Source organism: Streptomyces tagetis (genome assembly GCF_018069565.1).
Lineage (GTDB): Bacteria > Actinomycetota > Actinomycetes > Streptomycetales > Streptomycetaceae > Streptomyces > Streptomyces tagetis.
Genome location: NZ_JAGPNL010000001.1, coordinates 301,084 through 313,965 on the forward strand (window position 1 = coordinate 301,084; position 12,882 = coordinate 313,965).

Annotated in this window: 10 protein-coding genes; 9 read left to right on the forward strand and 1 reads right to left on the reverse strand. The window is 72.2% G+C overall.

The window, feature by feature from the left end:
• Positions 1-35 precede the first annotated feature (35 nt).
• The gene (gene fdh, locus J5Y05_RS01295; RefSeq protein WP_210867854.1) at positions 36-3,293 is read right to left on the reverse strand and encodes a formate dehydrogenase; all 3,258 of its coding nucleotides are present in this window, start codon (positions 3,291-3,293) and stop codon (positions 36-38) included.
• A 697-nt stretch (positions 3,294-3,990) separates the two neighbouring features.
• On the opposite strand from fdh, the gene J5Y05_RS01300 reads away from it, so the two are divergent.
• The 9 genes from J5Y05_RS01300 to J5Y05_RS01340 all read left to right on the forward strand — a co-directional run bounded on the left by J5Y05_RS01300 (position 3,991) and on the right by J5Y05_RS01340 (position 12,847).
• On the forward strand, positions 3,991-4,971 hold the full coding sequence (locus J5Y05_RS01300; RefSeq protein ID WP_210867855.1) for a hypothetical protein: 981 nt from the start codon (positions 3,991-3,993) through the stop codon (positions 4,969-4,971).
• 351 nt (positions 4,972-5,322) lie between these two features.
• Entirely contained in the window at positions 5,323-6,231 is a 909-nt protein-coding gene (locus J5Y05_RS01305; protein ID WP_307853635.1) for an ABC transporter ATP-binding protein, read from the forward strand.
• Entirely contained in the window at positions 6,228-7,028 is an 801-nt protein-coding gene (locus tag J5Y05_RS01310) for an ABC transporter permease (RefSeq protein WP_210867857.1), read from the forward strand. Before J5Y05_RS01305 ends, J5Y05_RS01310 begins: the two co-directional genes overlap by 4 nt.
• A gap of 11 nt (positions 7,029-7,039) precedes the next feature.
• Complete coding sequence (locus J5Y05_RS01315) at positions 7,040-7,843, forward strand: ABC transporter permease (RefSeq protein WP_210867858.1); 804 nt, start codon at positions 7,040-7,042, stop codon at positions 7,841-7,843.
• 28 nt (positions 7,844-7,871) lie between these two features.
• The gene (locus J5Y05_RS01320; protein WP_210867859.1) at positions 7,872-8,699 is read left to right on the forward strand and encodes an amino acid kinase family protein; all 828 of its coding nucleotides are present in this window, start codon (positions 7,872-7,874) and stop codon (positions 8,697-8,699) included.
• Positions 8,699-9,739 (forward strand): FomB family phosphonate monophosphate kinase, encoded by a 1,041-nt coding sequence (locus J5Y05_RS01325; protein ID WP_210867860.1) that lies wholly within the window; start codon positions 8,699-8,701, stop codon positions 9,737-9,739. The genes J5Y05_RS01320 and J5Y05_RS01325 overlap by 1 nt, the downstream gene beginning before the upstream one ends.
• A gap of 17 nt (positions 9,740-9,756) precedes the next feature.
• Positions 9,757-10,629, forward strand: a complete 873-nt coding sequence (locus tag J5Y05_RS01330; protein WP_210867861.1) for a TauD/TfdA family dioxygenase — start codon at positions 9,757-9,759, stop codon at positions 10,627-10,629.
• A 32-nt stretch (positions 10,630-10,661) separates the two neighbouring features.
• Positions 10,662-11,774 carry a glycerate kinase family protein gene (locus J5Y05_RS01335; protein ID WP_210867862.1) on the forward strand — a complete coding sequence of 371 codons (1,113 nt, stop codon included), beginning with the start codon at positions 10,662-10,664 and terminating at the stop codon, positions 11,772-11,774.
• Positions 11,771-12,847 carry an Ldh family oxidoreductase gene (locus J5Y05_RS01340; RefSeq protein ID WP_210867863.1) on the forward strand — a complete coding sequence of 359 codons (1,077 nt, stop codon included), beginning with the start codon at positions 11,771-11,773 and terminating at the stop codon, positions 12,845-12,847. Before J5Y05_RS01335 ends, J5Y05_RS01340 begins: the two co-directional genes overlap by 4 nt.
• Positions 12,848-12,882 lie beyond the last annotated feature (35 nt).

Below are 12,882 nucleotides of genomic sequence, written 5' to 3' on the forward strand. Positions count from 1 at the left end.
AACGGCTCCGCGCCGGCCCGGCTCCGCGGGCGCCGTCAGGGCTCCGTGCCCGTGTCGGCGTCGATGCCGGCCCGTGCCCGGTAGGCGCGGACCAGGTCCACCGCCGCCGGGCCCCTCGGCCGGCGGCCCGGCCGGATGTCCACCGCGAACGCCTTGGCCTCCTGGATGTGGGTGTTCGGGTCCAGGGACAGGTGCAGCAGCTCGTTGGCGGCGTCACCCGTGGTGTAGCCGTTCGGGCCCCAGTGGTAGGGCAGCCCGACCTGGTGCAGCCGGCGGCCCTGCACGGTCAGGGAGGCCACCCGGTCGGTGACCAGCACCCGTGCCTCGATCACCGCGCGGGCGCTGACGATCGTCGCCCACCCGGTGTGCTCCAGCCCCCGTTCGGCGGCCAGCTCGGGGGAGACCTCGCAGAAGAACTCCGGTTGCAGCTCGGCGAGATAGGGCTGCCAGCGCGACATGCCGCCCGCGGTGTGGTGCTCGGTGAGCCGGTACGTGGTGGCGACGTGGGGGAAGACGTCCGAGCCCGGTTCCGTGCCGCTGGGCTGGTAGCGGTTGTCCGGGTGCGGGGGCGGCAGGTGGCGCACCGGGTTGCGCTGCTGCCCGTACAGCAGGTTCGGGAACGGCGAGTCCTGCGGCTCGTAGTGGGCGGGCAGCGGGCCGTCGGTGAGGCCGGAGGGCGCGTAGAGCCACGCCTTGCCGTCCGCCTGCATGATGAACGCGTCCGTCCCGCCCAGCGCCTCGGGCCCCTTCGCGTCCGGCGGCGGTACGTGGCCGGGGGCCTTGTCGGCCTTGAAGTCGGGGATGTCGTGGCCGGTCCACTCCGCGCGCTCCTCGTCCCACCACACCAGCGACTTGCGCGCGCTCCAGGGCCGGCCGTCGGCGTCGGCGGAGGCCCGGTTGTAGAGGATGCGCCGGTTGTCGGGCCAGGCCCAGCCCCACTCCTTCGCCACCCAGTCCTGTTCCTCGCCGGGCCGGCGGCGGGCCGACTGGTTGACGCCGTCGGCGTACACCCCGCAGTAGATCCAGCAGCCGCAGGAGGTGGAGCCGTCGTCGGCGAGCTGTTCGTAGGAGGACAGGGGGTTCCCGGCGGCGTCACGGCCGTTGATCTCGGCGAGGACGGCCTCGGCGTCCGGCTCGGCGTGGACGCCGTGCGTCGGATAGTCCCAGGTCAGATCGAGCAGCGGCCGGTCCATCGGATCGCGGGACGCGGCGAGCTTCTCCCGGACGAGACGACCGAGGTGGTACGTGAACCACAGGTCGCTGCGGGCCTCGCCGGGCGGTGGGACCGCCTGGTGGTGCCATTGCAGCAGCCGCTGGGTGTTGGTGAAGGAGCCGTCCTTCTCGGTGTGCGCGGCGGCCGGCAGGAAGAAGACCTCGGTGCCGATGTCCTCGGTGCGCAGCTCGCCCGTCTCGATCTCCGGGCCGTCCTTCCACCAGGTGGCCGACTCGATCAGGGAGAAGTCCCGTACGACGAGCCAGTCCAGGTTGGCCATGCCGAGCCGCTGGAGCTTGGCGTTGGCCGAGCCGACCGCCGGGTTCTCGCCCATCAGGAAGTAGCCCTTGCAGGAGCCCTCCAGTTGGGCCATGACCGTCTCGTACGTCGAGTGGGAGCCGGTGAGCCGCGGCAGGTAGTCGAAGCAGAAGTCGTTCTCCTCGGTCGCCGCCGGGCCCCAGTACGCCTTGAGCAGGCTGACCAGGTAGGAGCGCATGTCGCCCCAGTAGCCCTTGCGGGTCGCCTCGGCCTCGACGAAGGCGTCCAGGTCCTGCCGCTGGTGCGCGTGCGGCATCGGGATGTAGCCGGGCAGCAGGTTGAACAGGGTCGGGATGTCCGTCGAGCCCTGGATGGAGGCGTGGCCGCGCAGTGCGAGGATGCCGCCGCCGGGCCGGCCGATGTTGCCGAGGAGGCTCTGCAGGACGCAGGCCGCGCGGATGTACTGCACGCCCACCGTGTGCTGGGTCCAGCCGACCGCGTAGGCGAACGCCGTGGTGCGCTCGCGGCCGGAGTTCTCCGTCAGCAGCTCGCACACCTGCCGGAAGAGGTCCTGCGGCACGCCGCAGACCTCCTCGACGACCTCGGGCGTGTAGCGGGCGTAGTGCCGTTTGAGGACCTGGAAGACGCAGCGCGGGTGGGTCAGCGTCTCGTCGCGCTCGGGTGCGCCCGTGCCGATGTCGGCGCCGCCGGAGCCGTGGGACTCGCCGCGCGCAGCGTCCGAGACGGAGCCCTCCGTGCCGGCGCGCTCGGGCTCCTGGTCGCGTTCGCCGGAGGCGGCCCGCATCCGCGTGCCCTCGTACTGCCAGGTGGCCGTGGAGTAGTGGCGGCCGTCCGGGTCGAGGCCGGAGAAGACGCCGTCCAGGTCCTCGGGGCCGCGGTAGTCCTCCCGCAGGATGACGGGCCCGTTGGTGTACGCCACGACGTAGTCGTGGAAGTACCGTCCGCTGGTCAGGACGTGGTTGACCAGCCCGCCGAGGAAGGCGATGTCCGAGCCCGCGCGCAGTGGCACGTGCACGTCGGACAGGGCGCTGGTGCGGGTGAAGCGCGGGTCGATGTGGACCACCTTGGCGCCCCGCGCCTTGGCCTCCATCACCCACTGGAAGCCCACCGGATGGCACTCGGCCATGTTGGAGCCCTGGATGACGACGCAGTCGGCGTTCTGCAGGTCCTGCTGGAAGGTGGTCGCGCCGCCGCGGCCGAACGAGGTTCCCAGACCGGGAACGGTGGAGGAGTGTCAAATACGCGCCTGGTTCTCGATCTGCACGGCTCCCAGCGCGGTGAAGAGCTTCTTGATCAGGTAGTTCTCCTCGTTGTCGAGGGTGGCCCCGCCGAGGCTGGCGATGCCCATGGTGCGCCGGGTGCGGGCCGCGTCGACCTCCCACTGCCAGCCCGCGCGCCGTGCCTCGATCACCCGGTCGGCGATCATGTCCATCGCCGTGTCCAGGCCGAGCCGCTCCCACCCGGTGCCGTGCGGGCGCCGGTAGAGGACCTGGTGCTCGCGGGCCCCGCCGGTGGTGAGCTGGAGGGTGGCCGAGCCCTTGGGGCAGAGCCGGCCGCGCGAGATGGGGGAGTCGGGGTCGCCCTCGATCTGGGTGACGCGCCCGTCCTCGACGTAGACGTTCTGGCCGCAGCCCACCGCGCAGTACGGGCAGATCGACTTGACCACCCGGTCGGCGGAGGCGACCCGGGGGGTGAGCCGCGCGCTGGGCCCGCTCTTGGCGGCGGCCCCGCGGCCCAGGGGGTCGGTCCCCTTGAGCTGGCGGTAGACCGGCCAGGAGTCGATCCAGGTGCGTACGCCCATCGCCTCTTCCCTTTCCGCGCCGCGGTCCCGGGTGCCGGTGTGGTCCGGTGTGGTCCGGTGTGCCGCTCCACGTGCCCGTTTCCGGCCGCTCCACTCCTTCGGCCCGGCGCCCGACTCTCGCGCGCCGCCGCCTCTCGTGCTCCGCCGCCTGCGCGGCGGCCCTGCCCGCAGTCTGACGCGGCCGGGCCGGACCGGCATCCGGGGGAGCCCCTCGTACCGGCCGGCGCGGGGCGGGTCCGGAACCGGGCGTACCCCTCGCACCGGCCCGTTTGCGGCGTATCGCGCGCAACCGCGATGAAATGGCGCCCACGCCCTTTGTCAAGGCTTTGAAATGGGCGCGCTATGGGCAAGTGGGATCTTTCTCCGCATTCTCCGGGGCTATTCGGCCGCCTACTTCGGGATCTGATCGCTACTCGGCGGTAACCCTTGACGGGGTATCAGGCGGCTGCTTTTATTCAGCGAACAACGGGAACCTTGAATCCTCGGCACGACCGAGTGGTTTGGGGTGCGCCCGGACGGGGAAGAGAGTCGCAGCATTCAAATTCGGGGGAATGCGTTGATCGGCGAAGCTGGAACACGTCCTGCCGCATCGTTATTTCCGGTCGTCGAACCGGTCGGATTCGAGAAGATACATTTCGAGACGGCAGAGGCGGCGCTGCGGGAAGCCGGCCTGTGGGACTTATGTCACGGCGCGATCATGGCCGGCAGCCTTTCCGTCGGACTGGGCACCGAGACCTCCGACGTCGATCTCTTCGTCTTCGTCGACGAGGTGACCGGCGGCAGAAAGCATCCGGTGCGCGAGGGCATCCGGGTGGACATCGAACAGATCACGGTCCGCGACATCCGTGAACTGGCCCGCGGATTCCGCTCCTTCACCGCGACCGGCACGGACCGGACGCAGACGACCCTGGACGAGGACACCCTCAAACTGGTCGTGCGCACCCGGCTGGGCTCCGTCCTCAAGCCCGGCGCGCCGGTCGACGAGATCCGGCGGGACCTGGTGCCGGACGTCCTGCGCAAGGTGCTGATGACCCGCAACCTCGTCGACCTCGGAGCCTTCGTGGAGGACGCCTACGGCGCCCTGCGGATCGACGACCTCCCCACCGCCTACTGCGCCTCCGGCATCGCCCTCGACATGGCCGCCGACGCCCTGCTCGCCGCCTGCGGCGATGTGTACGTCTCCGAGAAACTGCGGCTGCGCAAGCTGATCAGGGAACCCCGGCTCACCGCCTTCACCAGGCATTACTGGCAGACCCGGCACGCCGGCGTCCCCGCCGACGCGGACCCCGCGCGACTGCGCGAACTGATCCACGCGCGGCTGTGGCTGATCGGAGGCATCGGCTGCGCCTGCGTGCTCTCCTACTGGGACGGCGAGCCCGAGGGCGAGGTTCCGGTCCCCGTCGTCGGCGGTCCGGGACCGACGCGCAACCCCTTCCTGGTCCCCGTCCGGTACGCCGACGGCTGCGGACTCACCCGGCCCAACTCCGCCTTCGACGTCTCCGAGGACGCCCTCGGCCTGTGGTCCCTGCTCGACGGCAGACCGGTCGACGCCGTGGTCGGCGCCCTCGCCGGGAAGGCGGGCGTCGTCGCCGGTGACGAGGTGCGCCAGGAGATCCGCGCGGCCCTGGAGCAATTCCGTGAGATGGGCCTGCTGTATTCCGGCTTTGCCGACGTGTGAGCCTTTTCCACCAGACTTCCGTCGTGGGTGACGCCTGCGTCCGTCACGACGGAATGCAAGGAATTCCACGAGCGAAAGGGGGTGTTGAGCATGTTCAAGATCGTGATCAAGGAGTCGACCACCAAGGCCGTCAAGGCCAACTGAGTCGGAACAGCTCGGCAATGATGGCGCCTGGCCGCCGGCTGCCGGTGGCCAGGCGTCGTCCCGCGCCTTTCTGCGGGGCGGCGGGAGCATGGGTACGGAGGACGGGAAACAATGGCCGCTGTCGAGGTGGAGAACCTGACTCGCAGCTATACGGCTGCACGCTCCGCATCGCTTTTCACCAAGGCGAGAGGAGAAGCGAGGCAGGCGGTGAAGGGAATCTCCTTCGACATCGGCGAGGGGGAATTGTTCGGCCTGCTCGGCCCCAACGGCGCCGGCAAGTCCACCACGATCAAGATACTGGCCACCCTGCTGCTGCCCACCAGCGGCCGGGCCCGGGTGCTCGGCCACGACGTCGCCACCGAGCCCACCGCCGTACGCCGCCGCATCGGCTACGTGGCCGGCGGTGACCGCGGCCTCTACGAACGGCTCTCCGCCCGGGACAACCTGCGCTACTTCGCCGAACTCCACGGCATCACCGGCCCCAGGCAGCGCCGCCGGATCGCCGAACTGCTCGAACTGGTCGATCTCACCGACCGGTCCGACGACAAGGTGGAGGGCTTCTCGCGCGGGATGCGCCAGCGCCTGCACATCGCCCGGGGCATGCTCAACGAACCCCGGGTGCTCTTCCTCGACGAGCCCACGATCGGACTCGACCCGCAGGCCGCGCGCGATCTGCGCGCCACCGCCGCCGCCCTGTCCGCCCAGGGCACCACCGTGCTCCTGACCACGCACTACATGCACGAGGCCGACGAGCTGTGCGCCCGGATCGGCGTGATCGTCGAAGGCCGCCTGGTCGCCCTCGACACACCGGCCGCCCTCAAGAAGGGCGTCTCCGACCGCACCGTCATCACCGTCGAGGTCCGTGACCTCACCGACCGCCACGAGGCCGAGGTCCGCGCCCTCGGCGAGGTGCTCAGCCTCGCCGTCACCCGGGGCCCGGCCACGCAGGTGCTGGAGGTCCAGTGCGCCGACACCGGTGACGCCATGCCCGGCCTCCTCGGCGTGCTCGGGTCCGCCGCGGTGAGCCGGGTCGACACCCGCGAACCGAGCCTGGAGGACGCCTACGTCGCCCTGGTGTCGCGCTCCCGGGCCGCGAGGGCGGAGGCGGACCGGTGACGGCCCCGGCGACCCCGGGCGCGGCCGGGCACCTGCGGGCCCTGCTGGTCTGCTCCGCCTTCCAACTGCGCCTGCTGCTCCAGTACAAGTTCTACGTCGTCGCGGTCTTCGTGCAGCCCCTCGCCTTCGCGCTGATCCAGTTCGTCATGGTCGGCCACCGGCAGGAGACCTCCGCCCTGGCGGCGGTGTCGGTGCAGACCGGGCTGATCGGCATGTGGACCGCGACGCTCTTCGGCTCCGGAGGGGGACTGAGCCGCGAGCGCAGGTTCGGCACCCTGGAGCCGGTCGCCGTCACCCCCTCCCCGCTCGCGGTCGGCATCCTCGCCATCAACCTGGCGACCGCGGTGATGGGCATCATCTCCATGGCGGTGACCCTGGCCCTGGGCGCCGTCTTCTTCGACATGCCCTTCGTGCCCCGGCGGCCCGCCCTCTTCGCCGCCGCCCTGGTCGTCGCCGTACTGGCCAACGCCTGCCTGGGCTTCCTCATGTCCAACGCGTTCGTCCTCTACCGCAACGCCCTGGTCCTGACCAACCTGCTCGAATACCCGGTCTGGGTCCTCACCGGCCTGATGGTGCCCGTCTCCTTCCTGCCGCAGTGGTGCAGGCCGTTCAGCGAGGTGCTGTCCATGACCTGGGCCGCCCGCGCCCTGAACCACTCCATGACCGGCGAGGGAGCCCCGGTCACCGAGATTCTCTGGTGTGCCGTGACCGGCGCCGCCTGCCTCCTGGTGGCGCTGCTGTTCCTGCGGACCGTGCACGACGCGGTACGCCGCCGCGCCACGCTGAGCCTGGTGTGAGGAGAAGCAGTATGCGGACCATGCGGAGCCTCGCCGGCGGCCTGCGCCTGACGCTGGTGGGAGGCTTCCTCTCCTACCGGGCGCTCATCACCTTCCTCACCCCGGCGCTCTTCTTCGTGATGATGATCGCCACCCCGCTCTTCCAGATCATCACGTTCTCCCTGCTCGGCCGGTACAGCAAGGCGGAGACCGCGGACTTCTACGTCGTGGGCACCGCGATCCAGGCATCCGCGATGGCCGGCATCTACGGCGCCTCCCAGGCCGTCGCCAACGAACGGGCCTTCGGCACCCTCGCCCAGATGCTCATCAGCCCCGCCGCCCGTTTCTGGATCATGCTCGGCCGGCTCATCCCCACCTGTGTCAACGGGATCGTGGTCGCCGTCTTCGGCGTCTTCGCCGGATGGGCGCTGCTGGGGCTGCGGCTCGGCGCCGGCGACCTGGCCCCGATCGGGCTCGCGGCGGTCTGCGCCTCGGCGTCCTGCGCCGGACTCGGCCTGGTCATCGGGGCGTTGGGGCTGCGCTTCAGCGACATGTACTTCATCACCAACGCGGTGCACCTCGTGCTGCTGATCGCGACCGGGGCCGTCATCCCCCTCGCGCTCCTGCCGGAGTGGGTCAGGGCGCTCTCGCGGCTCCTGCCGATGTCCCACTCGATCGCCATGGCCCAGGACGTGGTGGCCGGCCGCTCCTTCTCGGCACTCCACAGCGTCGGAGCCGAACTCCTCCTCGCGGCCTGCTACTTCGGCGTCGCCCTGGCGGCGCTCGCGCGATCGGAACGACAGAGCAGGCGGCACAGCACGCTGGAACTGGTCTGAGGACCCGGGACGGGAAGGACACGCCACGATGCCCACGCACACCGACGCGCCGCTGCTGATCCTCAAGATCGGAGGCAGCCTGTTCTCCGACAAGTCCAGGCCCGGCAGCCTGGACGAGAAGGCGTTCGACGCGCTGGTCCGGCTGGTGGCCGACCTCCACCAGGCGCACCGCGGGCGGCTGTTGCTGGTCACCGGCGGCGGGGCCTTCGGGCACGGGGCCCTGCGGGGCCTGGACCCCGGCGACCCGTTCGCGCCGCTGCCCTTCGTCGACGCCACCGCCGGCGTCCGCTGGAGATGGGTCACCCGCCTCACCGACCGGGGCGTGCGCGCCCTGCCGCTCCAGCTCGGCGCGTTCAGCCGCGTCGACCCCGGCGACCCGACCGGGATAGCGGCCTGCGCCGAACCGCTCGCCTCGCTGCTGGCGGCGGGCGTCCTGCCGGTGCTGTCCGGGGACTGCCTGATCCGGCCCGACGGCGCCCTGGAGGCGTTCTCCAGCGACCGCACCCCCGAGGTGCTCATCCGCGCCCTGGGCGCCGCCCGCGTCGTCATGCTCACCGACGTGCCGGGGCTCCTGACCGGCGGGCCCGGCAGCGACCGGGTGCTCGGCTTCGTCGACGCCCTCGACCCCGCACCCGCCTACGCCCACGTGTGGAAGGAGAGCGAGTGGGACGTCTCCGGCGCCATGCAGGGCAAGCTCGACGCCCTCGTCGCGTGCGCGCGCCAGGGCGCCGACTGCTTCATCATGCGCGGCCGGCCGGACGCCGTCGACCTGCGCGTGCTCCTCACCCCGCCCGCCGAATGGCCCGCGTCGACGCCCCGTACCCGCGTCGCCCTGCCGAGCAAGGAGATCCCCTGATGCCGGTGAGCACCGAGCAGACCGCGGTGGACGCCGCCGGCTTCGCCGGCCGCGACGTCACCGTGCGCTCCAGCGCCGTACTCGACCTCAACGTGGTCAAGGTCCGGCTGATGAGCAACCAGGAGGACTTCGCCGGCTTCTCCTACTTCTCCGCCTTCGCGGACCCCGCGACGGAGGCGGACTTCGAGATCGTCTGCGTGGACCTCGACCGCGACCCGTACGACACCGAACCGCTCGCCGCCGCCTCCGACCGGACCTTCCGCGCCAAGCGTTTCCGGACCGGTTTCTACCTCGTCCACTTCTTCGGCGCCCCGGCCTACCTGATCACGCGTGGCCGCCGCTTCCACGTCTTCGGACACCGCCTGGAGAAGACGGTCTGGCCCTACTTCGTGAAGTACATCCTCACCATGCACGCCGTCGACCACGGCATGCTGCACCTGAAGTCCGCGGGCTTCGCCCACGACGACGGCTCCGCCACCCTCCTGGTGGGGCGGCAGGGCGGCGGCAAGACCGTCTTCCTCGCCCAGGCGTGCCTCGCCGGGGCCGACTTCCTCGCCAACACCCACGTCCTGGTCGACGACGGCGTCGCCCACGGCGTGCACACGGCGATGCGCATCCGCGCCGACGCCTGCTTCGGCGACCTGATCAAGGCCCACGACCTCACCCCGCACATCGAGAGCGGCGACCACGTCGTCAGCCCGCACGACCTCTTCGAGGGACGCACCACACCCCGGGCCCCGGTGCGCAACATCGTCCTCGCCGACTTCGACCCGTCACGGCCGCGGGGACTGGAGGAGACGACTCCGCAGGCCATGACGGCCTTCCTCACGCAGTTCTCCTCCGCCCTGACCATGTACGGCCTCAAGGACGACCTGTACGACCACTGCGGCAAGGACCTGGAGACGTACACCCGCGCCCACGAGGCGATGGCCCGGAGGCTCTCCCGCCTCGTCCACGGCGCCCGCCTCTTCCGGGCCAACGTGGACATGCTCGACGCCCGCACCCGTGACGACACCCTGGCCCGGCTGGCCGGACGGTGAGCAAAGGAGACACGCCCATGCGTCCCTTCGATTCCGCGCGCATCGACCTCGATGCCGACCTCGTCCACGCCCTGGCGGCGGAGCCGGGAGGGGAGACCGCCCTGCCGGCCGGGTTCGCGGCGGACCTCGCCGCCGCCGTCGACCGGCACGTGCGCAAGGGGCCGGGCTTCCTCGTCCTCGCCGGCTTCGAGCGGCTGGCCGAGCAGGAGGACCGGCTCCGACGCGCCTTCCTCGCCGCCTCCCGCCTCTTCGGCGAACTGTCCCCGCAGAACGGCCGGGGCGAACTCCTCAGGGAGGTACGCGACCGGGGCACCCGGATCGGCGAGGGGCGCACCGCCCGCTACTCCGACTCCCGGTTCGGCGGCAGCCTGCACACCGACGGCGCCGAGGCACCCCTCCCGGTGCCCGAGTACTTCGCCCTGCTCTGCGTCCGGCAGGCCGCCCGGGGCGGCGCCCTCCAGGTCATCCACGTCCGGGACCTGACGGAACGGCTGGCGCGGCGGCCCGGCGTGCTCGACACCCTGCGCGGCCCCTTCCACTTCGACCGCCGAGGCGACGAGAGCCCCGGCGAGGGCCCCACCACCCCGAAGCCGGTCCTCTTCGACGACGGCGAGGGCGGCCTCGGCGTCACCTACCTGCGCCAGTACATCGAGGCGGGCCACGCCCACCCCGGCGTGCCCGGCCTCACCGCCGCCCAGAGCGCCGCCCTGGACGCCCTCGACGAGCTCCTCGCCGACCCCTCGCTGATCACCGAGGACGTGCAACGCCCCGGCGAACTCGTCCTCTTCGACAACCACCGGCTCCTGCACGGCCGCACCGAGTTCACCGACCACACCGACGCCGACCGCTCCCGGCTCCTGTTCCGCACCTGGATACGCCGGGCGGCCTGACCCCGGCCCGCCCACGCACCCGAGGACCCGCCATGCGTGCTGTCATCGTTCCCAACTGCCTGCGGGGCAGCCTCCCCGCGGACGCCGTCGCCGACGCGCTGGCCCGAGGCGTACGCGCCGCTCTGCCCACGGCGGAGATCCACACGGTGCCCGCGGCCGACGGCGGTGACGACAGCCTGAGCCACTGGCTCCGGCACGTGACCGCCGACCGGATCACCACCAAGGTGCCGGGCCCCCTCGGCGGCCTGGTCGACGCCGCCTGGGCCCTGGGCGAGGACGGCACCGCGTTCATCGAGATGGCCGAGGCCAGCGGCCTGCGCCACGTGCCCGACGCGGCGCGCGACCCGCTGTCCGCCACCACCCACGGCACCGGCCGCCTCATCCGGCACGCCCTGGACCTGGGCGCCCGCACCGTGGTCGTGGGCGCCGGCGGCAGCGCCACCCTGGACCTGGGCGCCGGCGCGCTGGAGGAACTGGGCGTCCGCTTCCTGGACGACCGGGGCCGCCGCCTCGCCGCCGCACCGCGCACCCTCGACCGGGTCGCCACCGCCGACTTCACCGGCCTCGACGCGCGGCTGCGCCACACCCGCCTCAGAGTCCTCAGCGACGTCCGTACCCCCGTACGCGAGAACGTCCTGCGCTACGGGCCGCAGAAGGGCATCGACCCCTCGATGACCGGACGCTTCACCGCCCTCCTGGAACGGCTGGCCGCCGCCCTGGGCCCCGCCGGCGACGGACTGCTCGACCTCCCCTGGCGGGGCGCCGGCGGAGGCACCGCCGCCGCCCTGCACGTGCTGGGCGCCACGGTCGGCTCCGGCAGCGAGCACTTCCTCGACCTCGCCGGGGTGCCCGGCCTGCTGCGCGGAGCCGACCTCGTCCTGACCGCCGAGGGACGGGTGGACCGCGGCTCCCTGGAAGGCAAGCTCCCGCTGGCGGTGGCCCGCCTCGCCGCCCGCGCCTCGGTGCCCTGCGCCGTCATCACCGCCGGCAACCTGCTCGCCCCCGGCGACCTGCCGCCCGGCACCCGGTGCCTGCTGCTCGCGGGATGCACCCCCGCCGACGCCGAGGCCACCGAACGCGCCCTCGTCACCGCGGGCCGCACCGCCGCGCTCGACCTCACCCCCGCCACCGGAGGGACGACATGAAGATCGGACACGAGCGGCTCGGCGCCTTCGTGCGCGAGGCGATGAGCAGAGCGGGCAGCCGGCCCGAGGACGCCGAGAAGGTCGCCCGCGTCCTCGTCGCGGCCGACCTCAACGGCGTCGACAGCCACGGCGTCGCCCGGCTGCGCCGGTACGTGGAAGGCATCCGCGACGGCACCATCGCCGCCGACGCCACCCCCACCACCGTCACCGACTTCCCCGCCGGAGCCGTCGTCGACGCCGGCAACGGCCTCGGCCAGCCCGCCATGCTCCACGCCGTCCACCTCGCCGTCGAGAAGGCCCGCGCGACCGCCGTCGCCACGGTCACGGTGCGGCGCTCCAACCACTTCGGCATCGCCGGCCACTACGCCGCCCTCGCCGCCCGCGAGGGCATGCTCGCCCTGGTGACGACCAACGCCTCACCCCAGGTCGCCCCCACCCACGGAGCCGAGCCCATGTTCGGCACCAACCCGCTGGCGATCGCCCTCCCCACCCACCCGACCCGCCCCTACCTCTACGACGCGGCCACCAGCGCCGTCCCCCGGGGCAAGCTGGAACGCCTGGAACGCGAGGGCCGGCCCATGCTGCCCGGCTGGGCCGTCGACCCCGACGGGCGCACCGAGACGGACATCCCCCGCCTGGTCAAGGGCCTCAAGGCCCGCGAGGGTTACGCGCTGCTGCCGCTGGGCGGCGCCGGGGAGGACCACGGCGGACACAAGGGCTACGGCCTCGGACTCCTCGCCGACCTGCTGTGCGGCCCGCTCGCCGGCGCCTCCTGGGGACGGCACGTGTACGGACCGGACGGCGCCGGCCTCGGCCACTTCGTGTTCTGCGTACGCGTGGACGCCTTCATGGACCTCGACGCCTTCCGCGCGGAGACGGCCCGCATGTTCGAGGAACTGCGGTCGGCGAGGAAGGCCGAAGGGCAGGACCGCATCTACATACCCGGCGAGAAGGAGTACGAGACCGCCGACGCCCGCCGGGCCGACGGCATACCGCTGCGGCCCTCCGTGGTGAGTGACCTCGCCGACATCGCCGAGACGCTCGGCCTGCCCTTTCCCGGACACCGGCCATAGACGGCCGCTGTGGAGACACGGATCGGAACTCGAGG